The following is a 19,666-nucleotide window of genomic DNA, read 5'->3' as shown; positions in this document are numbered from 1 at the left end:
TCATGTCTGAAGTGATCGCAGCGGCCCCCGAAGGGGTCGATCTCGGTGCGCTGATGGCGCGCGTCGCCGAGGGTGATTGCGCTGCCTTCGCGCAGCTCTACGACGCGACCTCCCGCGCGGCGTTCGGGCTGGCGCTGCGCGTGACGAACAGTCACCACCTCGCTGAGGAAGTCGTGCAGGAGGTGTTCCTGCAGGTGTGGAAGGATGCGGCATCCTTCGACCTCGCAAAGGGGCGCCCCAAGTCGTGGATCCTCATGTTGACGCATCGCCGCGCGGTGGATTGCGTGCGCGCCGTGCGCGCCGCGACGGATCGCGATCTCGCCGACGGGGCACGCGTCGCGGCCACCCCGGGCGCGGACATCATCGACGAGCTGCACCTGCGTCGGCAGGTGGACGAGCTGCGGCTGCACATGTCGACGTTGTCGGAGGCGCAGCAGCAGGTGCTGGCGCTCGCGTACTTCTCGGGCCACACGCAGGCGGAGATCGCCGCGATGATGGGTCAGCCGCTCGGGACGATCAAGTCGCGCATGCGCGACGCCATCACGCGGTTGCGGAAGGCGACGCCGGCATCAGCCGCTTGAGTCGCGACCGGTGGGAGCGGGGGGTCACCCAGTGCCTGCTCGCCGATCAGGGTGAGCTGAGAGCCGTCGGGCTCGATGAGGAAGCTCGCCCGCTGGCCCCCCACCGCGGCGAGGGCCCGGGTCTCTTCAACGTCGACGGCGTGCTTGCGCTCGCGCACGCCGGCGAGTTGCAGCACGTGAGACGCGTGCGGCGAGGCGAGGTCACCGCTGGCCCCGCCCGCATCCCGCCCGTTCGATGTCATGCAGCAATTCAACCACGACCGACCGACACGACATTCGAACATCTGCACGAAGGGGGATCACCCGTTCGGAGGAGCCCCGGGGGAGGAGCGAACGCCGTGCGCGCTACGCGTGGTCGGTCTGCCGGCGACCCCACGGACGGTAGCGGTAGAAGCACGTCACCCATGCTCCGGCGAGCAGGAGCTGCGCGATGAACGCGAAGCTCGGATGCGCCAGGTGGGGGCCCACACCGAATCCGACGATCAGCGCCATGCCGAGCATCACCGCGTAGCTGACCCAGAAGAGGATCGGGCGAGCGCGCTTCGTCGACATCGTCGGTTCCTTCCGCCTGTCCGTCCGTCGCGGAACGGCCAGCCTACGCGCCCGTCACTTCCGCTGCTGTTCGCGGGCGCGCAGATCCTTCCGCAGAATCTTGCCCGACGTCGACTTCGGGACCGCGTCGATGAACTCCACCCGCCGCACCTTCTTGTGCGGGGCGACCTCGCCGGCCACGAACGCCATCACGTCGTCCTCCGTCAGGCCCGAGTCGGGCTGTGTCACGACGAACGCCTTCGGGATCTCCTGGTGATCGTCGTCGAGGACGCCGATCACCGCGGCATCCGCGATCTTCGGATGCGACAGCAGCAGCGCCTCGAGCTCGGCCGGAGCGATCTGGTAGCCCTTGTACTTGATGAGCTCCTTGAGGCGGTCGACGATCGTGAAGTAGCCGTCGACGTGGTGAACCGCGATGTCGCCGGTGTGGAGGAAGCCGTCCTCATCGATGGTCTCGGCGGTCGCCTCCGGTCGCCCCAGGTAGCCGAGCATGACGTTCGGCCCGCGCACCCAGATCTCGCCCGGCTCGGTGAGACCGTCGTCGTCGTGCGCCTCGAGCTCGTCGCCGGTCTCGGGGTCGACCAGCTTGGCCTCGACGTTGGGCAGCAGCATCCCGACCGAGCTGACCGGCGTATCGCCGCGCTCCGGCGGGATGGCGTGCGACACGGGGCTGAGCTCGCTCATGCCGTACCCCTGGAAGATCTGGGCGTGGATGCGGCGCCCCGCCGCCTCGGCGGTCTCGCCGTCCAGCGGCGCCGCCCCGGAGAACACGCTGTGAACGCTCGAGATGTCGAAGTCGTCGACGACGGGGTGCTTCGCGAGCGCGACCGCGATCGGGGGAGCGATGAAGAGGAACGTGCACTGGTGCGTCTGAATGTTCCGGAGGAAGGCGACGAGGTCGAATCGGGGCATCGTCACGAGGCTCGCGCGCTGGCGGAGCGCGAGGTTCAGCAGCACCGTCATCCCGTAGATGTGGAAGAACGGCAGCACCGCGAGGACGCGGTCGTCCCGGTCGAGCCGGATGCTGACCCGGCACTGCTGCACGTTCGCGACGAGATTGCGGTGCGAGAGCATCACGCCCTTCGGATTGCCCGTCGTCCCCGACGAGTACGGCAGGACCGCGACGTGCGTCGCCGGATCGAACGACACGCTCGGCGGCGTGCGACCCTCGCCGAGGAGCGTCGCGAGGTCGGGGTGGTGCCCGGCTCCGTCGAGCACGACGAGGTGGTCGTCGTCGATGCCGGCCGCGCGCGCGGCCTCGGACGCGGGCGCGAGCAGCGGCGACACCGTCACGAGCCACGTCGCGCCCGCGTCGCGCAGCTGCGCCTCGATCTCGTGCGCCGTGTACAGCGAGTTGATCGTCGTCACGGTGGCCCCGAGACGCAGGATGCCGTGGAACACCGTGGCGAACGCCGGGACGTTCGGGCACAGCATCGCCACGACGGTGCCCGCTTCGACGCCGCGCGCCGCCAGCGCTCCCGCGAACGCGTCGACCTGCGCGCGCAGCGTGCGGTAGGTCGTTTCGGCGGTGGTGTCGGGATCGATGAGCGCGACGCGATCGAGGTCCGCATCCTCCAGTGAGCCGAACAGGTAGTCGTAGATGCTCTGGTCGGGGATGTCGACGTCGGGGTACGGGCTGAGGAACACGTGTTTCTCCTTCGAAACGGACGCCGCGGCGGATGCGGCACGCTCCCTCATTCTCGGTGCGGAGGAGAACTTCTGGCTAGCGCCCGGGCGTCCTGATAGCGGAACTCGAGGTCGCTGTCGCGATGGACCCAGATCGACCGACGTCCGCCGCCGACCGAGACGTCCTCACGCCAGGCGAAGAAGAAGCCCTCGCCGCGGCGAGGGCTTTGCTCCGATGGTGCGCGAGCGCGCGATCCTGGATCTCGATCCGGGCCCGGCCGTCGCCGTGCGCCATACGGGCGGACGGTGTGCATCAGACGCTGCAGCGCCGCGCGATGCGCTCGTGCGTCCGGCGGACGAAGGCCGCATATCCGCCGGGTGTCTTCCCGATGAACCGGCCGGAGGTCACCACTTCGTTCTCGTCGGTGACCTCGACGCGAGCGCCCGCCGCGCGGGCGGCACGCACGAGCGCGACATCCTCGTGCTCGTCGAGGTCGGCGAACTGCCCGGCGGCGAGATAGACGTCGGCCCGCAGGCCGAGATTCGCGCCGTGGACGTTCCCCGCCGGAAGACCCCGCGGGTGGGTCGCGGTCCAGTGCGCGGCATGCTCCGGCGTCAGATCGGCGAAATCGGGTCGGACGGTTCCGAGCACGACGTCGGCGCCGTCCGCGGCGAGCTCGAGCTGATGGCTGAGCCAGGACGACGGGACCGCGGAGTCGCCGTCGGTCGTGCTGACCCAGGTCTCGCCCGGCGCGGGGTCGCCGAGCGCCTCGAGCGCCGCGCTCACACCGACGCGCCGGGCGGTGCCGACGTTCCGCGCGGCGATCCGCACGATCTCCACGGGCGAGGACAGCGCGATCTCCTCCGAGGCGTCCGTGCAGGCATCGAGGACCACGACCGTGACGACACGGATGCCGGGGCGCGTTCGCCGGGCCTCCTCGACCGCGCGAGCGATCGCGGTGAGGCACTCGCCGAGAAGGGCGGCTTCGTCGTGCACCGGGACGACGACGGCCACCGAGGTCGCGTTCACGGGATGAGCCCCGTCTCCGCGGCGACGGACCGCGACCCCGGACGTCCGAAGACCTCGATCACGACGTCCTCCTCCTCGTGCACGACGAGGCGGGCCAGAGTGGGCTCCGCCCGAAGTGCGGCGTGCACCTCGTCGCCCGACAGGGGGTACTCCGCGACCGGGTGACGCCAGTGGCAGGCGACGAGGTTCCCGTCGGATGTCAGCGAGGAGGCCATGCGCTGCACCGCCTCAGCGAGGTCGCCCGCTCCCCAGTAGTAGCCGACCTCCGACAGCACGATGAGATCGAAGACGCCGTCGGGCCACTCCCGGGGGAGGGCCGCTCGGGCGAGACGGACGTTCGCGCGCTCGCCGAGGCGGCGCCGCGCGGCGGCGAGAGGCGCGTCGGCGATGTCGAGTGCGAGCACGTCGTCGCATCGATCGGCGAGGAGGGCGGTCAGCGCCCCGGTCGCGCAGCCCAGCTCGAGCGCGGCACGATATCGCGGGCGCGGGAGGCTCGCGATCGTGAGGGCTCGCTTGCGCTGCTCGTACCAGCGCGAGTCGAACCCCCAGGGGTCGTCGGCGTTCCGCCGATAGAACGCGTCGAAGAAGTCGCGGGTCAAGCTGGCGGCGGCGGGACGCACGAAGACCTCGACGGGCCGGTCGAAGTGCCGCTGCATCCCGTCGTGCAGCATCACCTCGTCGCCCGGCGCCGAAGACAGCGCTTCGGCCTGACTGCGGTGCAGTCGCATCGCGTTCCGCTTGGCGGCCGCGGTCTCGTCGTCGACGTCGACGAGCTCGACCCGATCCCACGGCACGTCGCCCGGCGAGCCCCAGTGCCACAGCCAGATCGGATACCCGCGCGACGGGACGTCGAGCTCGGCGCACACCTCGATGACGACCTCGCCGACGACGCGGTGGTCGCGGTGCCCGTCGCCGATCCAGGGCGAGACGACGAGGACGCGATCGGTGCTCTCGAGCGCGTCGCTCAGCGCCCCCCTCAGTGCCCCGCGGATGGCGGTCGCGATCTCGTCGCGGTGGTCGTCGGTGCCGCCGTCGGGGATGCCGAGGAAGCGGCATCCGATCGTGGGGCTGAGGCTGCGCACAGCCCGCGTGGCCTCGTCGCGGCGGATCGCGGCGAGATCGGCGGGCGTATGCGTCGGCGACTCGGGATGCGACCCCTCGCCGTCGGTCGCGATGATCACCGTCACGGCGGCGCCGCGACCGGCGGTGCGCGACATCAGGCCGGCGGCGCCGAGCGTCTCGTCGTCGGGATGCGCGGCGACGACGACGAGATGGTCGAAGTTCTCGGGCAGCCTCGGCAGCTCGCGCTCCGGGAACGCCGCGGTCCAGATCTCCTCCGCGGTGCCGGGGTCGCGGTGGCTGAAGCTCACCATGCGCCGCGGCCCTCGCGCACGGCTGCCCCGATGCGCGCGAGATCCCGCTCACCGTGGTGCTGGCGCACGTAGATCTGCAGGTCGGCGACCCGCCGGGCGTGCGACTCGTCGGCGACGAGCGGGAGCGGCCCGAGCGCTCGGGCGGTCTCGGCGAGCGTCGTCTCGACGGCATCCGCCACGACCGAGCGGACGCGTCCGGCGAGCGTCGCCGGATCGGCGTGACGACCGGATGCCCCATCCCCGGCAACCGTGGCCCTCGCCACGGTATCCATTGCCTCTGCCGCGGATCGCAGGGCGAGGTGCGCGGTCCACAGCGCGGTGTCGACGCGGCCGAGGTGGACCCGGGAGAGCTGGTCGGCGTTCGGCCGGCTCGCGGCGTCGAGCAGTGCCGCGCGAAGCGGAACGGCGCCGCCCCACCAGCAGGCGGCCACGCCGACACCGCCGCGCGCGAAGCCGGGACGGTGGAGGTACCACCCGGGCGCGCCGACCGGAACCGCGCCCGCCGAGGCGAAGTCGACCGGGGCGCTGACGACCTGGCTGAGGCCGCGGGCGTGCCACGGGCCGCTCCGCGGAACGACCTCGGCACCGCTCAACGCCACGGCGAAGAGTCTGCGCTCGTCGCCCACCCAGGCGGTGATCAGGGCGTGGGTGAGGTGCTGCGCGAGCGAACACCACGGCTTCGTGCCCGACAGGAGCCATCCGTCCGGGCCTTCGTGAGCATCGAGGCGCATTCCGGAGCCCTCGGCGGCGAAGACGCCCCACGACGACTCGGGGCCGGCGCCGAGGCGAGCGAGATCGACGTCGAGCCCATCGCGTCGAGCCTGGTCGAGGATGTCGAGCGCATCGAGGTGCGGTTCGAGGATGCGGGCGGCGCCGACGTCGCGGGCGGCGACCGACGCGAGAAGCGACCAGTCGTCGATGAGGTCGCGCTCGACGTCTCGCCCGCCGCCGGCGGACACCGCCCAGGCGAGTGTCGCGGCGACGTCGGTGCCGAAACCGGCGACCTCGTCGGCGGCCGCGAGCGCGACAGGGTGATCGAGCAGCGGATCGAGCGACGGGGCCGGCAACGGGTCGGGTATCGGATCGGGCATCGACTCATCATCGCGCGAACGGCGGATGACTCACGGGTCTTGATTAGCGGCGCCGCATCCCCATGGTGCCGAGTTCATCCTCGCGAGGTACGGGCGTCATCCGGGCGGGCGATGGCGCGAGCGCATGCGGTCCGTAGCGTCGGTGGCATGACAAGATTCAGCCTCTCGCGCGAGGTTCCCGCCGGCACCGCCCTGGTCGGAATGGTCGCCATCATGCTCACGCTCGCCGGATGCTCGGCCGTCGACGACCTCGCCTACGGACGCGCCGAGGCCGCGTACGCCAACCCGCAGGAGCTCGCGCAGGCCCGCGGTGGAGCGCTGGACTGGCTGCCCGCGGACGCGCGCGAGATCGAACGCGTCGCCTCCACTCGCGCCGACGGCACCGAGTCGCTCCTCTTCGTCAGCGCGGAGGGCCTCGACGGCTGCCGCGAGACCGACCGCCTCTCCGCGCCCACGATGGAGGTCGACGACGCTCCCGACATCTACGCGATCGACACGGTCGCGCTCTGCGGCGACTGGGCCGTCGCCGAGCAGGACGGCACCTACTACGCGCGGACCCCGGCGAAGGAAGCGGACCCCTTGACCCCGTAGTACGCATAGCCGACACCTAGGAACGGTGAACCCGCGGTTTGGGGAGCATCGCGACCATCGTGGTCATGACTTCGAATCCCCGCCGCATCCGTCCCTTCGTCTCCCTCGCCGCCACCGCCGCCCTGCTCTCCGTCGCCCTGACCGGGTGCGCGGTCGGCACCGCGACATCGACCGCCTCGCCCACGACGTCGGTCGCCGTCTCGCAGGAGGCGACCACCAGCACCACCGCGACGGTGTCGACATCGACCTCGGCCGCGACGACGTCGGAGACGATCACCAGCACCGCCGCAGCCGCCGAGGCCTTCCTCGCGACCCTCACGGAGGAGCAGCGGGAAGCCGTGCTCTCCGCCTACGACGACGAGACGAAGACGACGTCCTGGTCGAACTTCCCGGTCACGTTCGTCGACCGCGCGGGTCTGAACCTCGCCGATCTGACCGACGAGCAGCGGACGGCCGCGTTGGCCGTGCTGGAAGCGCTCCTGAGCGACGAGGCCTACGCGACCGTCACGGGCATCATGGGCGGCGACCAGTACCTCTCGGACTACTCCAGCTCCGGCGACGCCGACGTGCTCGGTCAGTACTACATCGCATTCTTCGGCGACCCCTCCGACACCGACGCGTGGTCGCTGCAGTTCGGCGGGCACCACCTCGGCATCAACGCCGACCTCGACGAAGCCGCCGGGACGGTGACCTTCGCCCCCACCCATCTCGGCGTGCAGCCCGCGGTCTACACCGACGCCAGCGGCACCGAGGTGCAGCCCTTCGACGCGATCTGCACCGACGCCTTCGCCTTCTTCGACAGCCTGTCCGCCGAGCAGCAGGCGACGCTCACCTCGGGCGACGTCACCATGTGCGCACCGGGAGACACGTGCGACTTCGAGAGCGGGTCGGGCCTCACCGGAGCCGACCTCACCGACGAGCAGAAGGACCTTCTCCTCGCGCTGATGGCCAACTGGGTCGGTATGGCCGACGAAGAGACGACGGCCGCCGCGCTCACCGAGATCGAGGCGACCCTCGACGAGACCGTCATCGCTTGGTCGGGCGAGACCACCTACGACATGACCACGGGCAACGGCATCGACTTCTCCATCTCGGGCCCCGACGTCTACATCGCGTTCCAGGCACAGCAGGGCTCTGCGGGCGCCGACGTCGACGGCGTGACGACCTCGGGATGGGGCCACGTCCACACCATCTACCGCGACCCGAGCAACGACTACGCCGGGAGCGTCACGCAGCAGGCGTCTACCGGGATGAGCGGCGGCCCCGGCGGCACGCCGGGCAGCTGAGGCACGAGAAAACGGACACGGCCCTGTCCAACCGGCATCCCACAGCCTGTCGGACAGGGCCTCCCCGCGTCCGCGCGTGGTGCTGCGAGGAGTGCAGACCGCCCGCCCCAAGACGGACGAATCCGATCACCCGGTCACTCAAGGGCGCCGGTGCGGACCAGAGGAAGGGGGTTGTCTCCTGAGGTGCGCGACCGGTACGGCGTTCTGATCGAGAGCCGAGCCGAGGCGGGATGCCGCGGGCCGGAGGAGCCGCGATCAGCCGAAACGGGGGTTGTTCGGAGCCGACGGGCAGGTCGGATGCATTTCGAGAATCCTGCGGCGTGTCCCGTGAGAGCCTCCTCATATTGGCCCGTGGAGGTCGTCATCCGGGCCTACGTTCATCTGGGCGATGCGTTCGGCTTGGGCCCGGGATCACACCCGAGGCGTCGGGTCAGGAGTGGGGACTCCCCGGCGGAGGACGCGCGCGCTGCATCGCCGCAGCACTGTTCGGCAGACAGACACCCGCTCTGTCTGCCGAACAGGTCCCGAGGCGCAATCGGGGCCGTCCGAAAACTCGTCAGAGAATTTTGTGACGTTTTCCGCGTTCAGCCCATCTCATCTGTAGAGCACGACGAATGCTCATCGCAGCGTGGTCATCACGCGGCGACCGAAACTTCGACAGATGAGGAAACATCATGGCTGACGACCAGAAGAACACCGCTCCCGCGACCCCGGCCACCGCCGCGGACGCCGCCAAGTCGCAGGCCGCCCCGTCGCCCGCCGCTCAGGCTCCCCGCGTCGACCGCTCGTTCGCATCCTCGCGCGTTCCCACCGACACCGATGCATCGGGCACCACGACGATCGCCGACAGCGTCGTCGCCAAGGTCGCCGGTATCGCGGCACGCGAGGTCGCCGGCGTGTACGCGCTCGGTGGTGGCGGTGCCCGCGCCTTCGGCGCGATCCGCGATGCCGTCAACGCCACCGACCTGACGCAGGGCGTCAAGGTCGAGGTCGGCGAGACCCAGGCGGCTGCCGACCTGACGATCGTCGTCGAGTACCCGGCCCGCATCCAGGACGTCGCATCGCAGGTTCGCGCGGCCGTCGCCGGTGCGATCAGCAGCCTCGTCGGTCTCGAGGTCGTCGAGGTCAACATCGAGGTCAACGACGTCCACATCGCCGGCGCTGACGACGATGATGACGAGTCCGACTCGCGCGTCGCATGAACGCCACCGTCTCGGGCGCGCTGATCGGAGCGATCCTCGCCGCAGCCGCCCTGCTGTTCGGCTTCTGGGGATTCCTCCTCGTCGCCCTGTTCATGGCGATCGGCGCCGCGGTGGGCCGTATCGCGTCGGGCAAGCTCGACGTCCGCGGACTCGCTGACGTCCTGACCGGTCGGCGCACGTCGTCATGAGCGTCGCAGGACGGGTCGACGTACGCGAACGGGTCATCCGGAAGGTGTCGGAGAAGGTCGCGTCCGAGGTGATCGGCGTCGAGGTCGGCCGCGTGTCGGTCGCGGCATCCGATTACCGCGACGGCGTGGCCGTCCGCATCGATACGCCGATGCCCGTCCCGTCGCTCGACGACAGCGACGCCGTGGCCGCGACCGGTGCCGTGGTCGAGGCCGCCGGCCGCATGCAGACCCGGGTGAAGGACGAGCTCAGCCGTGTGCTGGGCCGCCCCGTCACCCGTGTCGACATCACCATCAACGGTGCCGTCACCCCCACGAGAAGGAGAGTCCGATGAGCAGTCCCGTCCTGCGCCGGGTCGTGCGTCGCGAGACGCATTCGCCCCGCACGGTCGCGATGATCGTCGCGGTCGTGCTCGTCATCCTGGCGCTCCTGTTCGTGGGCACGGAGATCGTGCTGAACCTCGCCGGTCAGCCCGCGCTGCTGCTCGGCCCGGCCGCGTCGCTCGCGTGGGTGGTCGGTCTTCCCACCGGCGTTCCGGCGGGTGTGAGTATCGCGATCGGCGCCGTCGTCGCGTTCGCGGGGTTCGTCCTGATCGTGCTGGCGATCGCTCCCGGTCGTCTGTCGAAGCACGAGCTCCGGGTGGGTGAGAACGCGGTCGTCGCCGACAACGGCGTGATCGCGTCGGCTCTCGCCCAGCGCGTGAGCGACGACACCGGTCTGCCGCGTGACCAGGTGCGTGTGGGCGTCGGTCACCGTTCGGTCGACGTCACCCTCACCCCGGCGGTCGGTGTGCCCGTCGACGAGCAGCGCGTGCGCGGTGTCGTCCGTGACGAGCTCGAGTCGTACCGGCTCGCCAAGACGCTGCGCACGTCGCTGCGTGTGCAGCGTCCTCGCACCCCGGAGGTGGACTCGTGAACAACACCAATCGAGCCGTGAACCGCACGGTTCTGCTGATCCTCGGGGTGGTGCTGCTCGTCATCGGCGGCGGCATCGTGACGAGTGCGGTCTGGCCGGCGGCGGCCGACACGTGGACCAGCGTCGGAGGCGGCGCGGAAGGCTGGCTGAAGCAGGCGTGGGATGCGACGACGATCGCCGGGACGAGCTTGACCTGGGTCGCGCTCGGCGTGCTGGCCGCGCTTCTCGTGCTCGTGATCGTGCTGATCGTGCTGATCGTGCGCAGCATCCACGGGCGCCGGCGCACGTCGCTTCGCGCGACCGGTTCGGAGAGCGAGCTGGGACGCGTGACGGTGACCGAGGGATTCGCCTCGGACGCGTTGAAGAACGCGCTGGACGGCCGCGACGAGATCCTCAGCACGAGGATCACGGCGAGCGACATCAAGCACCAGCCGGTGCTGCACGTCAGCGTGACCCCTCGGCAGAACACGTCGCCGGCGCAGGTCGCCGACACCGTGTCGCGTCTCGTGGCCAACCTCGGCACGTTGACGGGGCAGCAGTTGACCGCGTACGTCTCGATCCACGCCGGGCTTCGCGCGAAGCTCGCCGGTGATCAGCGCCGTATCTCGTAGTACCCATTCCATCCGCCCCACCCGGGGCACCCATCACCGAGAGGAGCCCGACATGGGACTCGACGACAAGATCAAGAACGCCGCTCAGGACATCGCCGGCAAGGCGAAGGAAGCGATCGGCAAGGCGACCGACAACGACAAGCTCGAGGCGGAGGGCAAGGCCGACCAGGTCAAGGCCGAGGCCAAGAAGACGGGCGAAGACGTGAAGGACACCTTCAAGTAAGTCGCGATGGACCAGAAGGGGATGCCGCTCATCGGCATCCCCTTCTTCGCGTCCTGGTTCCCGCGTCCCCGTGCGCCCCGTGCCGCGATGCAAGGGATCCGACCGGACACGCCGGCCGAACGGCATCCGCTCCGGGGTGTCGCGCGTGATGTCTTGCATCGCGGCACCGGCGACGCGGTCTCGACGAGCGGGCTCACACACCCTCGGGACGGGGCCAGTCGCTCGTGAGGTAGGCGCCGATCGCTCGGTGGCGGAAGGTGATGGGCTTGCCGCGGGAGATGATGCCGCGCTTCTCGTCGAGGCGGCGCGCCGTCGGACCGGCATCCGTCGCCTTCGCGAACCCGGCTTCTTCGGCGATGCGGCTGTGCAGGCGCTCGGCGGGTTCGAGCCGCGCCATCGCCTCGAGGAACTCGCGCTCCCGCCCGGGGAGTCGGCTGAGGATGCGGTCGACGTGGTCGGCGGCTTCCGGGACGGCGCCGAGCCAGCCGCGCAGGACGTCGTCGCGGGTGATGGTGCGGGCGGTGCCGGCGTACCAGGCGCGTTCGCCGGCGAGCTGGAACAGGAAGGGTTCTCCCTGGCAGAGGTGGAGGATCGCGTCGACGGCTTCGGGGGTCATGCGGATGCGGGCGAGGCCGCCCTCGCCGTCGGGAACCTCCCATCCGTCGAGGACGAAGGGCTGCAGCGCCGCCGCGAGGTCGTCGTCGCCGAGCGGGCTCAGGGTGGTCGTCTTGAAGCGTCGTGCGAACGTGGCTCCCCGGCGGGCTCCGGCCATCTCGGCGAAATCGGGGAGGCCGGTGAGGTAGACAGCGATCGGCAGGGCGCGGGACGCGATGACCCCTCCCGGCAGCGTCACGTCGGTCTCGAACGTGATGGTGTCTCCGAGAGCGATGAGCAGCTGCGACAGCACCGTGTCGTCGCCGATGTTCTGCACCTCGTCGATGTGGATGACCGCGACCTGGCTGCGAGCGATCGCCGCCTGCCCGATCTCGACTAGGAGGTCGGTGAGTGCGCTGTAGGGTTCGGGCCCGTCGTGGTTTCGGAGGGTGAGGCCGATCCCCGAGACCGACACGGCCTGCACGCGGTCGAGGGCGGTCGCGATGCGGGCCTCGCGGCTGGCGGGCAAACCGGCCTGCTCGGCCAGGTCGAGGATCGCCGCGGCGACGCGCTTGAGCGGATCGGTTCCCGACGGGATGCGCAGCTGCGGCGTCACCCAATCGCCGGCCCGCTTGGCGCCCGCGGCGATGCGGCGCACGAGGGAGCTCTTGCCCAGCCCCGGGTCGCCGAGGATCGTGCGTCCGCGTTCGGCCTTGCCGCTGAGCAGCCGCGGGCGGAGGATGTCTCGCCAGTCGCTCAGCTGCTCGACACGTCCCGCCCACACCGCCGGGATGATGTCCGAGCCTGGGCTGAAGGGATTGTCGGCCGCGTCGCGCACGACGATAACTTTATCAGCCGAGATGGGCGGCGATAAAGTTATCGCTCACGCGCCGCCCTCGTTGTTGTTCAGGCGGTACTGCAGGTGCTCGTCGTCGAACAGGTCGGCGACCATCGACAGGTTCGATTCCACCTGGGGCCCGCTGTCGGTGTCGCTCACGATGCACTCGACGTAGAGGGCTCCGTAGATGTTCTCGGCGGGGATCACGACGAGCCAGCGCGGATCGAGAGACCGCTCGTAGACGACGGGCTCGCCGGTGAACCGCTCGCCGTCGCCGGGATTCAGGGACTCCTCGTGCCGCTCGATGCAGACGTCGGCGGCGGACGGTGCGGGCGGTGCGGACGGTGCGGTCGCAGCATCCGGGGATGCCGGCGGCGCCGACGGGGTCGGTGTCGCCGAGGCATCCGAGGGTGTGGCGGTCTGCGGTGACGCGCTGGCTGTGGGTGTGGCGGTCGTCGGGGCGCCGGCGCCGGGCGACGTGGCGCAGCCGGCCAGAGCGACGCTCGCCGCAAGGAGGGCGACGACAGGCATTCCTCTGAGCGTGCCGGAGCGCATACCCGGTCCCCTCTCGCGTCGAGCATGACGCGCGCGCGCCATCCCCACTCAACGTACAGGGTTGCTTCGTCGGCCGACCCTCGGATGGCCGGTGGTGCCCGTGCCGCGATGCAAGGGATCTGCCGCGGCGCGCCGGCGGAGCGGCATCCGCTGCGGGGTGTCGCTCGGGATGTCTTGCATCCCGGCACGGCGGGCGGCAGGGCGGGTGGCCGGTGGGGCCCGTGCCGCGATGCAAGGGATCTGCCGCGGCGCGCCGGCGGAGCGGCATCCGCTGCGGGGTGTCGCTCGAAATGTCTTGCATTCCGGCACGGCGGGCGGCCCGGCACGGCCCGGACCGGACCGGCCCGGCACAGCCCGCGGCTCCACCGCGCCCGGGCGGGCGTCAGCGCGGGAGGGTGAGGATCTCGGCGGCTCCGTCGGTGATGGCGACCGTGTGCTCGGTGTGGGCGGTGCGGCATCCGGTGGCGCTGCGGAGCGTCCAGCCGTCGGGGTCGGTGACGAGGGTGGCGGTGTCCTCCATCACCCACGGCTCGAGGGCGAGCAGCAGTCCGGGGCGCAGCTGGTAGCCGCGGCCGGGGCGGCCGGTGTTGGGGACGTGCGGGTCGCCGTGCATGACCGTGCCGATGCCGTGGCCGCCGTACTCGGTGTTGACGCTGTACCCGGCACCCTTCAGCACCGTGCCGATCGCGCGCGAGATGTCGCCGATGCGGTTGCCCGGCCGCGCCGCGTCGATCGCCGCCGCGAGTGCCTCTTCGGTCGCGCGAATGAGCGCGACGGATGCCGCGGGCTGCTCCTCCCCGATGATGAAGCTGATCGCCGCGTCGGCCGCGATCCCGTTCTTCAGCACCGCGAGGTCGAGGGTCAGCAGGTCGCCCGTCTGGAGCGTGTAGTCGTGGGGGAGTCCGTGCAGCACGGCGTCGTTCACGGCCGTGCAGATGTAGTGGCCGAACGGCCCGTTGCCGAACGAGGGCGCGTAGTCGACGTAGCACGACACGGCTCCGGCGCCCAGGATGAGCTCGCGCGCCCACTCGTCGATCTGCAGCAGGTTGACGCCGGCGACGGCGCGCTCGCGCAGCTCGTGCAGGGTGTTTCCGACGATGGCGCCGGCGCTGCGAGCGTGCTCGAGCTGGGTCTGGTTCAGGATCTCGATCACGGTGCGACTCTTCTCATGCGTTATAAGAATACCGGCCCGATAATACCGGTACGATCGTCGGCATGATGGTCCGGATGCCGCGCACGCCCGAGACCGTCGCCCGCGGGCGGCGGCTGGGTGCGTTCCTGCGTCAGGCTCGCGGCGACCGATCGATCGTCGAGATCGCCGCGCGCGCGCAGATCTCGGCCGAGACGCTGCGCAAGATCGAGACCGGCCGTCTCGCGACCCCGTCGTTCACCACGGTCGCCTCGGTCGCCGCCGTGCTCGGGCTGTCGCTCGACGAGATCGCCGCGCAGGCTCAGGGAGACGGGGACACGGCGCTCTCCGCCTGAGACCGCGACCCGCGGTGCTGCGAAAGTCAGTATCCGTGGAGGTCCGGATCCCAGTCCTCGCCGTACACAGGGGGCAGCGGGCGCGCCGATGTCTCAGCCCGGACCGAGAGCCCCTCCCCGGCAGAAGGCTGACGGTACGGATACGCGGGGTGCATCCGCAGCATCGTCGCGCTCGTGGAAAAGTCGGGTTCGGCGCCGTGCCAGGCCGCGGGTTCCGTCAGAACGGGGATGCCGGGACCGACGAGGATGTCGACGACGTCGTGACCGGGGTCCCGATCCGCGGCGATGGGCATACTCAGCCGCACGGTCGTCTTGAGGTTGGCGAGGGCGGCCGCGAGTTCCATCACGGCATCCGCGACGTCATCGGTGGTGATCACCGCTTCCATTCCGTAGACGACTCGACGCATTGGTTCATTGTGTGCCCCGCCGAGCCTGCAGCAACCTCTCTTGCGCTCGCGGCGGAGTTAGGCAAGCCTTCGCCGGGACGCCGCGACGCCGCGACGCCGCGACCGGCGACCGGCGACCCGCGACCCGTGACCCGCGACCGGCGACCCGCGACCCGCGACCGGCGCCCGGCGCCCGGCGCCCGGCGCCCGTGCCGGTCAACCTGCCGCGCGTGGTGGCGGTCACCGTGCTGCATCACCGTGCCGCGATGCAAGGGATCTGTGGCGACACCCCGGAGCGGATGCCGTGCAGCCGGCGCGTCGGCGAGAATCCCTTGCATTGCGGCACCGGCGCGGCGAGAGGGAGTTCGCGGCACCGGCACGGCGCGGCGAGAGGGAGTGACGGGCACCGGCACCGGCGCGGCGAGAGGGAGTGGGCGGCAGCCGTGCCGAGCGATGGGGAGCGCTCGAGGCAGGCCGCCGCCCGTGCTGGACCAGCTTCCGCGACAGTACAGCGCCGGGCGGGTTTCAGGAATCTCTGAGCCTGGCCCGAGATGACGATGAGGGCCGAACGGCCACCCGGGTCAGATGGCCATCGCGTCGGAACGCTTCGCTGCCGGTTACGACGACGGTTCGGGAACGATCCGCAGGCCGGCGGGACTGTTCGCGGCCTCCATCAGCGCGTCCACCCAGCGCGGGTTGATCTGCGGGCGCTTGCTCCCCGAGAAGTGGAACTGCAGTGAGATGGACGGTTCCATCCACAGATCGCGTCGAGTCATCACGGGCGTCGCGTCGGTCTCGAACATGAACCCCTCGCCGCGGCGGAGCTTGTTCATCACGACCAGACGGATGTGCGCCAGCGTGCGGTCCTCGATCTCGACCGGTGCCGGGTCCTCGGAGTAGTAGAGCCTGCCCACGCGCACACCTTAGGCGCACCGGCGAACGTGCATCGGGTCGCTATCCGCGAGCCGCTACGAGCGTCCGGATTGCGTCCCCGCGCGCAACGTGGTGCCCGTTCTCCCGCAGGTCCAGCAAGCGCATAGGTGCCGTCCATACGCTGAGGATCAGCAAGGGGAGTACTCCCGTCGCGTCGTATCCGTCATCACGAGTCCACGGTTGGATTCCGGGTACGTCGGTCCGTGAGGGCGGAGGAGACCTTGACGTCGCGGCTGCGCGCCGCCCGTCGAGAGGTTCCGCCATGGTCTCGTTCTCCCGCCTGTTCGATCTCGCCTCGAAAGCCGCCGGAAAGGCGTCGTCCTCAGCGCAGCGGCCCGCCGGTGGTGCCGGCGGTAAGGACTGGCGCGACATGGTCCGCTCGGCAGCCGATGCCGTCACGGGCGACCGGCGCGCCGACACCACGCCGCCGGCTGCGTCGACGGGGCGGTACGCACCGCCCGCACCGACCGCTCGGTACGCGCCTCCGGCGGCATCCCGTGCTTCGTCGTCGCTGTCGGCCGATGATCGAGCCGCGATCGCGCGCTACGACTATCTGCTGCGCACGGCCGATCCCGACCGGGTCGAGCAGATGCACCGCGAAGCCTTCGCCCGGCTCACTCCTGCGCAGCGCGCGCACGTGAAGGAGCGGATGGATGCCGACCTGCCCCCGCACGAGCGCCCGCGCACCGACACCACGGACGACCTCGCGCGCACGGCCGCCCGCGCCGAGGCCGCCCAGCCCGGGCGCATGTCGGGGCTGCTGGCCAAGGCCGGCCGAGGCGGACTGATCGGCGCCGGCGTCGTCGGTGCGGGGGGACTGCTCGCCGCCGTGGCCGGTGGCGCGGTCCTCAGCGCCGTCGCCGGCCCCCTGCTCGCGCAGGCCGGGCAGATGGGCGTGGACTTCGCGGGGCTCGCGGACGGCGTAGACCTGGAGGCGATGGCATCCGGAGTCGATCTCGCCTCGCTCGCGGACGGGTCCGGGATCAGCGAGTGGGCCGGAGGCGCTCAGGATGCCGTGACGGGAGCGGGCGAGCAGATCAGCGGATTCGGCGAGGGGCTGTCGAATCTCGGCATCCCCGGACTCGGCGACTTCCTCGGCCGCTGATCCTCCAGGGCATCCTCGGCCCTGTGCCGCGATGCAAGGGATCCGCCCCGACACCCCGGTCGAACGGCATCCGCTGCGGCGTGTCGTGCCTGATGTCTTGCATCGCGGCACGCCGGGCATACCGGCACGCCGGGCATACCGGCACGCCGCGCCCCGCGGCACGCCGCCCCGACCGGCACGCCGGGACCGGGTCAGCTGTAGGCCCCCACCTCGACCCGGCGGTCGCGGTACAGGAACTCGAGCGTGGTGCCGACGCCGAAACGCTCGAGCACCTCGGGCGGCGAGGCGGGGGTGACAATTCCATCGTCGCCTGCCCGCCGCCCGCGCGAAGGTCGAAGCCCGCCGGGTCGGGCATCAGCGACGACGACTCGTCAGAGCACTCGAGCGGGGCTCGCCCCCGAAACGGCGTTTCGTCCTCGCGAGATGGGCGGGTTCACCGTTCGACCCGGCTGTGCGCACGGCGCCCACGTCGAGCCTGAGACACTTGCCACAACCCGAGCCCGAGCAACGCGACCGAGGCGGTGACGAGGGTGACCGGAACGGCGCGGCCGGTTGCGGCGAGCTGCTCCTGATCGGGATGCGGCGGCGCCGACGTGGCCGGCGAGGGGACGGGGGTGACGTCCACCGTCACGACGATGTTGCGGTCGTCCGGCTCGCCCGACGCAGCGGCGGCAGCGAGGGGCGCGGCCACCGGCGCGAAGATGATGGATGACGCGAGCAGAACCGGGGCGAGCGCGAGCGCCGCGCGTGTCGCGATAGCTTCCGCCCTGCCTTCGGATCGGGCGCGATCGATCATGTCGGCGACCCGCCGAGATCGGCGTCTGCGCGCGGAGCCTGCCGCCACGATGAGCAGCAGCATCGCGGCGACGACCCCGGCCTGGGGCCAGGGCACCGCCGCGACGGAGGTCGTCGCCGTCGCGGCAGGAGCGGCGGTGGCATCGATCACCGCGGTCGCGTCAGCGTGGGTGCCGACGGTGAGGACTCCCGTCGGCCAGACTCCGGCTGCGTCGTGTCGGAGAACTCGCGTTTCTCCGGGTGCGATCTCGGCGATCGGGTCGAGTGCGATCTCCTTTGCGAAAAGCCCGAATGGCCCGGCGAGACTCGCGGTCGGGGTGACCGCGAGTCTCGTGTTCCCGGTGTTGCGGACCTCGTAGACCAGGTGGGTGGTGCCGGGCTCGAAAGGATTGAGCGAGCCGGTGTAGTGCGCGCTGACGCTCGTGGCGAGCAGCGGCGTCAGCTCACCCGTCACGCGGGTCATCACGCGGAACCCGACCCGTGACTCGATTCCGACCTCCGCGTCCTCTCCGGATCGGATGCTCGCCGCGACGCCGGCGGGATGATCACCGGGTTCGGCGTTGTCGGGCACGCTGATCGTGAAGGGCACGATGACATCGGCGCCCGAGGGGACCTCGACATCGTCTTGCAGATCGATCCAGGTCCCGGCGCCTGTCGAATCCTCGCCCGCGGTCAGCATGTTGAACCGGCCTGTATCGGTGAAGTAGCCGTCGGCCGCGCTCAGCCGGAAGGTCACCGTCTCGGCGCTGAGGTTCCGCACCAACAAGTGCTCGAGCGCGCTCTGACCAGGGGCGAGGTTGAGCTCCATCCACGACCGGCCGTCTTCTCCGGCGCCGTCGCTGGGTCGCACCATCCATGTGATGGTGCCGGCTGCGTCCTCCGCCGGGGGGGAAGCGGTCGCGCTGCCACTCGCCGCGTGCGCAGCGGGTCCGAGTAGGACGGCGCCGGCGAGGGCGGCCGTGACAGCTGCGCTCAGGAGGGTTCGGAGACGGGGCATGCGATTCTTCCGACGAAGGCGGGGGCGGACGGCCGGCGGGGTACGGGTGAGGGGTCGGCGATCCGGCTTGGTCGCCGACCCCCGGGGGGTCACTCGAAGAGCGACAGGGTGAGCACCGAGGTGTACGCACCCGGTGCGACCGAGGTGGCGTCGACCTTCAGCTGCAGGTCTGCGGATGCCGTCCACGAGCCCTGGTCGTACGTGTCGAGCTGATCGGTGTTGACATAGAGCAACTCGCCGTCGGCATAGCCGAGGCCCTCGCTGTCGGGATCGTCGATGACGGTGGCGACGTCGAACCCCGCCTCGAGCGACGGTCCGTAGTCGTCTGCGAGGTACGGGGCCCATCCGAGGTGCTCGGCCGTGATCGTGCTGTCGGCGCCGATGAAATCACCGGCGGTGCCGAGCACGTACCAGGGCACGTCGGGTGCGACGCTGCGGGTGTCGGTCACAGTCACGGCGGGCAGCGCGCCGGTGAACTCGCGAACGAGCGGGTCGCCGCTGTCGATCTCCGTCAGGACCGTGGAGTCGGCTGCCACACTCAAGGCGAGAACGCCCGAGGGGTACCGGTCGGTGACCTCCACGTTGATCTCGACGTCGCCTTCATCCACGACCTCGTCAGCGTGGGCGATCGCGGTGCCGGCGGATGCCAGCAGAGCGGTGCCGAGCATGATGGCCCCGCAGCGGACTGCGCCAAGTTTTCTCATTTTCACT

At 70.8% G+C, this 19,666-nt stretch carries 25 protein-coding genes; 11 read left to right on the top strand and 14 right to left on the bottom strand.

Annotation, left to right across the window (positions count from 1 at the left end):
• The first annotated feature begins 2 nt into the window (after window positions 1-2).
• A complete protein-coding gene (locus tag F6B42_RS14620; protein WP_150420485.1) occupies window positions 3-581 on the top strand; it encodes a sigma-70 family RNA polymerase sigma factor in 579 nt (192 codons plus the stop codon).
• Here F6B42_RS14620 and F6B42_RS14615 read toward each other — a convergent pair.
• The 7 genes from F6B42_RS14615 to F6B42_RS14590 form a co-directional block, all read right to left on the bottom strand.
• Window positions 500-823 (bottom strand): hypothetical protein, encoded by a 324-nt coding sequence (locus F6B42_RS14615; protein WP_150420484.1) that lies wholly within the window; start codon window positions 821-823, stop codon window positions 500-502. The genes F6B42_RS14620 and F6B42_RS14615 overlap by 82 nt on opposite strands.
• A 103-nt stretch (window positions 824-926) precedes the next feature.
• A complete protein-coding gene (locus F6B42_RS14610) occupies window positions 927-1,133 on the bottom strand; it encodes a hypothetical protein (protein ID WP_150420483.1) in 207 nt (68 codons plus the stop codon).
• Window positions 1,134-1,187: 54 nt separating this feature from the next.
• On the bottom strand, window positions 1,188-2,780 hold the full coding sequence (locus F6B42_RS14605) for an AMP-binding protein (RefSeq protein WP_150420482.1): 1,593 nt from the start codon (window positions 2,778-2,780) through the stop codon (window positions 1,188-1,190).
• Window positions 2,781-2,827: 47 nt separating this feature from the next.
• The gene (locus F6B42_RS15155; protein WP_449560155.1) at window positions 2,828-3,073 is read right to left on the bottom strand and encodes a DUF7882 family protein; all 246 of its coding nucleotides are present in this window, start codon (window positions 3,071-3,073) and stop codon (window positions 2,828-2,830) included.
• Window positions 3,073-3,789, bottom strand: a complete 717-nt coding sequence (locus F6B42_RS14600) for a glycosyltransferase (protein ID WP_223878547.1) — start codon at window positions 3,787-3,789, stop codon at window positions 3,073-3,075. The genes F6B42_RS15155 and F6B42_RS14600 overlap by 1 nt, the downstream gene beginning before the upstream one ends.
• On the bottom strand, window positions 3,786-5,162 hold the full coding sequence (locus F6B42_RS14595; protein WP_150420481.1) for a bifunctional PIG-L family deacetylase/class I SAM-dependent methyltransferase: 1,377 nt from the start codon (window positions 5,160-5,162) through the stop codon (window positions 3,786-3,788). Before F6B42_RS14595 ends, F6B42_RS14600 begins: the two co-directional genes overlap by 4 nt.
• Window positions 5,156-6,253: an acyl-CoA dehydrogenase family protein gene (locus tag F6B42_RS14590; RefSeq protein WP_223878546.1), complete on the bottom strand. Its 1,098-nt coding sequence runs from the start codon at window positions 6,251-6,253 to the stop codon at window positions 5,156-5,158. Before F6B42_RS14590 ends, F6B42_RS14595 begins: the two co-directional genes overlap by 7 nt.
• Before the next feature lie 147 nt (window positions 6,254-6,400).
• Here F6B42_RS14590 and F6B42_RS14585 point away from each other — a divergent pair, with 147 nt between their 5' ends.
• The 8 genes from F6B42_RS14585 (at window position 6,401) to F6B42_RS14550 (ending at window position 11,267) form a co-directional block, all read left to right on the top strand.
• A complete protein-coding gene (locus F6B42_RS14585; RefSeq protein WP_150420480.1) occupies window positions 6,401-6,844 on the top strand; it encodes a hypothetical protein in 444 nt (147 codons plus the stop codon).
• Window positions 6,845-6,909: 65 nt separating this feature from the next.
• Window positions 6,910-8,130 (top strand): DUF3500 domain-containing protein, encoded by a 1,221-nt coding sequence (locus F6B42_RS14580; RefSeq protein ID WP_150420479.1) that lies wholly within the window; start codon window positions 6,910-6,912, stop codon window positions 8,128-8,130.
• A 674-nt stretch (window positions 8,131-8,804) separates the two neighbouring features.
• Window positions 8,805-9,332, top strand: a complete 528-nt coding sequence (locus tag F6B42_RS14575) for an Asp23/Gls24 family envelope stress response protein (protein ID WP_150420478.1) — start codon at window positions 8,805-8,807, stop codon at window positions 9,330-9,332.
• Window positions 9,329-9,520: a DUF2273 domain-containing protein gene (locus F6B42_RS14570; RefSeq protein ID WP_150420477.1), complete on the top strand. Its 192-nt coding sequence runs from the start codon at window positions 9,329-9,331 to the stop codon at window positions 9,518-9,520. The genes F6B42_RS14575 and F6B42_RS14570 overlap by 4 nt, the downstream gene beginning before the upstream one ends.
• A complete protein-coding gene (locus F6B42_RS14875) occupies window positions 9,517-9,852 on the top strand; it encodes a hypothetical protein (protein ID WP_191089405.1) in 336 nt (111 codons plus the stop codon). Before F6B42_RS14570 ends, F6B42_RS14875 begins: the two co-directional genes overlap by 4 nt.
• Window positions 9,849-10,433 carry an Asp23/Gls24 family envelope stress response protein gene (locus tag F6B42_RS14560; RefSeq protein WP_150420476.1) on the top strand — a complete coding sequence of 195 codons (585 nt, stop codon included), beginning with the start codon at window positions 9,849-9,851 and terminating at the stop codon, window positions 10,431-10,433. Before F6B42_RS14875 ends, F6B42_RS14560 begins: the two co-directional genes overlap by 4 nt.
• Before the next feature lie 17 nt (window positions 10,434-10,450).
• A complete protein-coding gene (locus tag F6B42_RS14555) occupies window positions 10,451-11,044 on the top strand; it encodes a hypothetical protein (protein WP_223878545.1) in 594 nt (197 codons plus the stop codon).
• Between the two features lie 52 nt (window positions 11,045-11,096).
• Window positions 11,097-11,267 (top strand): CsbD family protein, encoded by a 171-nt coding sequence (locus tag F6B42_RS14550; protein ID WP_091500535.1) that lies wholly within the window; start codon window positions 11,097-11,099, stop codon window positions 11,265-11,267.
• A gap of 193 nt (window positions 11,268-11,460) precedes the next feature.
• Here F6B42_RS14550 and F6B42_RS14545 read toward each other — a convergent pair whose 3' ends face one another.
• From F6B42_RS14545 to map, 3 genes are all read right to left on the bottom strand, one after another.
• Entirely contained in the window at window positions 11,461-12,699 is a 1,239-nt protein-coding gene (locus F6B42_RS14545) for an AAA family ATPase (RefSeq protein WP_150420474.1), read from the bottom strand.
• Between the two features lie 45 nt (window positions 12,700-12,744).
• Entirely contained in the window at window positions 12,745-13,230 is a 486-nt protein-coding gene (locus F6B42_RS14540) for a hypothetical protein (protein WP_150420473.1), read from the bottom strand.
• Between the two features lie 406 nt (window positions 13,231-13,636).
• Window positions 13,637-14,407, bottom strand: a complete 771-nt coding sequence (gene map, locus F6B42_RS14535) for a type I methionyl aminopeptidase (RefSeq protein ID WP_150420472.1) — start codon at window positions 14,405-14,407, stop codon at window positions 13,637-13,639.
• 65 nt (window positions 14,408-14,472) lie between these two features.
• On the opposite strand from map, the gene F6B42_RS14530 reads away from it, so the two are divergent.
• Window positions 14,473-14,739, top strand: a complete 267-nt coding sequence (locus F6B42_RS14530; RefSeq protein WP_150420511.1) for a helix-turn-helix domain-containing protein — start codon at window positions 14,473-14,475, stop codon at window positions 14,737-14,739.
• Between the two features lie 26 nt (window positions 14,740-14,765).
• On the opposite strand, the gene F6B42_RS14525 is transcribed toward F6B42_RS14530, so the two are convergent.
• Window positions 14,766-15,146, bottom strand: coding sequence for a hypothetical protein (locus F6B42_RS14525; RefSeq protein ID WP_150420471.1), 381 nt, complete (start codon window positions 15,144-15,146; stop codon window positions 14,766-14,768).
• A 596-nt stretch (window positions 15,147-15,742) separates the two neighbouring features.
• Window positions 15,743-16,039: a DUF7882 family protein gene (locus F6B42_RS14515; RefSeq protein WP_150420470.1), complete on the bottom strand. Its 297-nt coding sequence runs from the start codon at window positions 16,037-16,039 to the stop codon at window positions 15,743-15,745.
• 281 nt (window positions 16,040-16,320) lie between these two features.
• On the opposite strand from F6B42_RS14515, the gene F6B42_RS14510 reads away from it, so the two are divergent.
• Window positions 16,321-17,163, top strand: coding sequence for a DUF3106 domain-containing protein (locus F6B42_RS14510; RefSeq protein WP_150420469.1), 843 nt, complete (start codon window positions 16,321-16,323; stop codon window positions 17,161-17,163).
• 433 nt (window positions 17,164-17,596) lie between these two features.
• Here F6B42_RS14510 and F6B42_RS14505 read toward each other — a convergent pair whose 3' ends face one another.
• Window positions 17,597-18,811 carry a COG1470 family protein gene (locus F6B42_RS14505; protein WP_150420468.1) on the bottom strand — a complete coding sequence of 405 codons (1,215 nt, stop codon included), beginning with the start codon at window positions 18,809-18,811 and terminating at the stop codon, window positions 17,597-17,599.
• A 233-nt stretch (window positions 18,812-19,044) separates the two neighbouring features.
• Window positions 19,045-19,659, bottom strand: a complete 615-nt coding sequence (locus F6B42_RS14500) for a hypothetical protein (protein ID WP_150420467.1) — start codon at window positions 19,657-19,659, stop codon at window positions 19,045-19,047.
• Between the last annotated feature and the right edge of the window lie 7 nt (window positions 19,660-19,666).

This window comes from Microbacterium radiodurans (genome assembly GCF_008710705.1).
Taxonomy (GTDB): Bacteria; Actinomycetota; Actinomycetes; order Actinomycetales; family Microbacteriaceae; genus Microbacterium; species Microbacterium radiodurans.
The sequence above is the reverse complement of the archived record's forward strand: the minus strand, read 5'-3'. Positions and strand labels throughout refer to the sequence as shown.

Excerpts from the sequence above, each read along its gene's own strand:
- F6B42_RS14620 (WP_150420485.1), top strand. The coding sequence starts at position 3 with ATGTCTGAAGTGATCGCAGCGGCCCCCGAAGGGGTCGATCTCGGTGCG.
- F6B42_RS14615 (WP_150420484.1), bottom strand. The coding sequence starts at position 823 with ATGACATCGAACGGGCGGGATGCGGGCGGGGCCAGCGGTGACCTCGCC.
- F6B42_RS14610 (WP_150420483.1), bottom strand. The coding sequence starts at position 1,133 with ATGTCGACGAAGCGCGCTCGCCCGATCCTCTTCTGGGTCAGCTACGCG.
- F6B42_RS15155 (WP_449560155.1), bottom strand. The coding sequence starts at position 3,073 with ATGCACACCGTCCGCCCGTATGGCGCACGGCGACGGCCGGGCCCGGAT.
- F6B42_RS14595 (WP_150420481.1), bottom strand. The coding sequence starts at position 5,162 with ATGGTGAGCTTCAGCCACCGCGACCCCGGCACCGCGGAGGAGATCTGG.
- F6B42_RS14590 (WP_223878546.1), bottom strand. The coding sequence starts at position 6,253 with ATGCCCGATCCGATACCCGACCCGTTGCCGGCCCCGTCGCTCGATCCG.
- F6B42_RS14585 (WP_150420480.1), top strand. The coding sequence starts at position 6,401 with ATGACAAGATTCAGCCTCTCGCGCGAGGTTCCCGCCGGCACCGCCCTG.
- F6B42_RS14580 (WP_150420479.1), top strand. The coding sequence starts at position 6,910 with ATGACTTCGAATCCCCGCCGCATCCGTCCCTTCGTCTCCCTCGCCGCC.
- F6B42_RS14575 (WP_150420478.1), top strand. The coding sequence starts at position 8,805 with ATGGCTGACGACCAGAAGAACACCGCTCCCGCGACCCCGGCCACCGCC.
- F6B42_RS14570 (WP_150420477.1), top strand. The coding sequence starts at position 9,329 with ATGAACGCCACCGTCTCGGGCGCGCTGATCGGAGCGATCCTCGCCGCA.
- F6B42_RS14875 (WP_191089405.1), top strand. The coding sequence starts at position 9,517 with ATGAGCGTCGCAGGACGGGTCGACGTACGCGAACGGGTCATCCGGAAG.
- F6B42_RS14560 (WP_150420476.1), top strand. The coding sequence starts at position 9,849 with ATGAGCAGTCCCGTCCTGCGCCGGGTCGTGCGTCGCGAGACGCATTCG.
- F6B42_RS14550 (WP_091500535.1), top strand. The coding sequence starts at position 11,097 with ATGGGACTCGACGACAAGATCAAGAACGCCGCTCAGGACATCGCCGGC.
- F6B42_RS14540 (WP_150420473.1), bottom strand. The coding sequence starts at position 13,230 with ATGCCTGTCGTCGCCCTCCTTGCGGCGAGCGTCGCTCTGGCCGGCTGC.
- F6B42_RS14530 (WP_150420511.1), top strand. The coding sequence starts at position 14,473 with ATGGTCCGGATGCCGCGCACGCCCGAGACCGTCGCCCGCGGGCGGCGG.
- F6B42_RS14525 (WP_150420471.1), bottom strand. The coding sequence starts at position 15,146 with ATGCGTCGAGTCGTCTACGGAATGGAAGCGGTGATCACCACCGATGAC.
- F6B42_RS14510 (WP_150420469.1), top strand. The coding sequence starts at position 16,321 with ATGGTCTCGTTCTCCCGCCTGTTCGATCTCGCCTCGAAAGCCGCCGGA.
- F6B42_RS14505 (WP_150420468.1), bottom strand. The coding sequence starts at position 18,811 with ATGGTGCGACCCAGCGACGGCGCCGGAGAAGACGGCCGGTCGTGGATG.
- F6B42_RS14500 (WP_150420467.1), bottom strand. The coding sequence starts at position 19,659 with ATGAGAAAACTTGGCGCAGTCCGCTGCGGGGCCATCATGCTCGGCACC.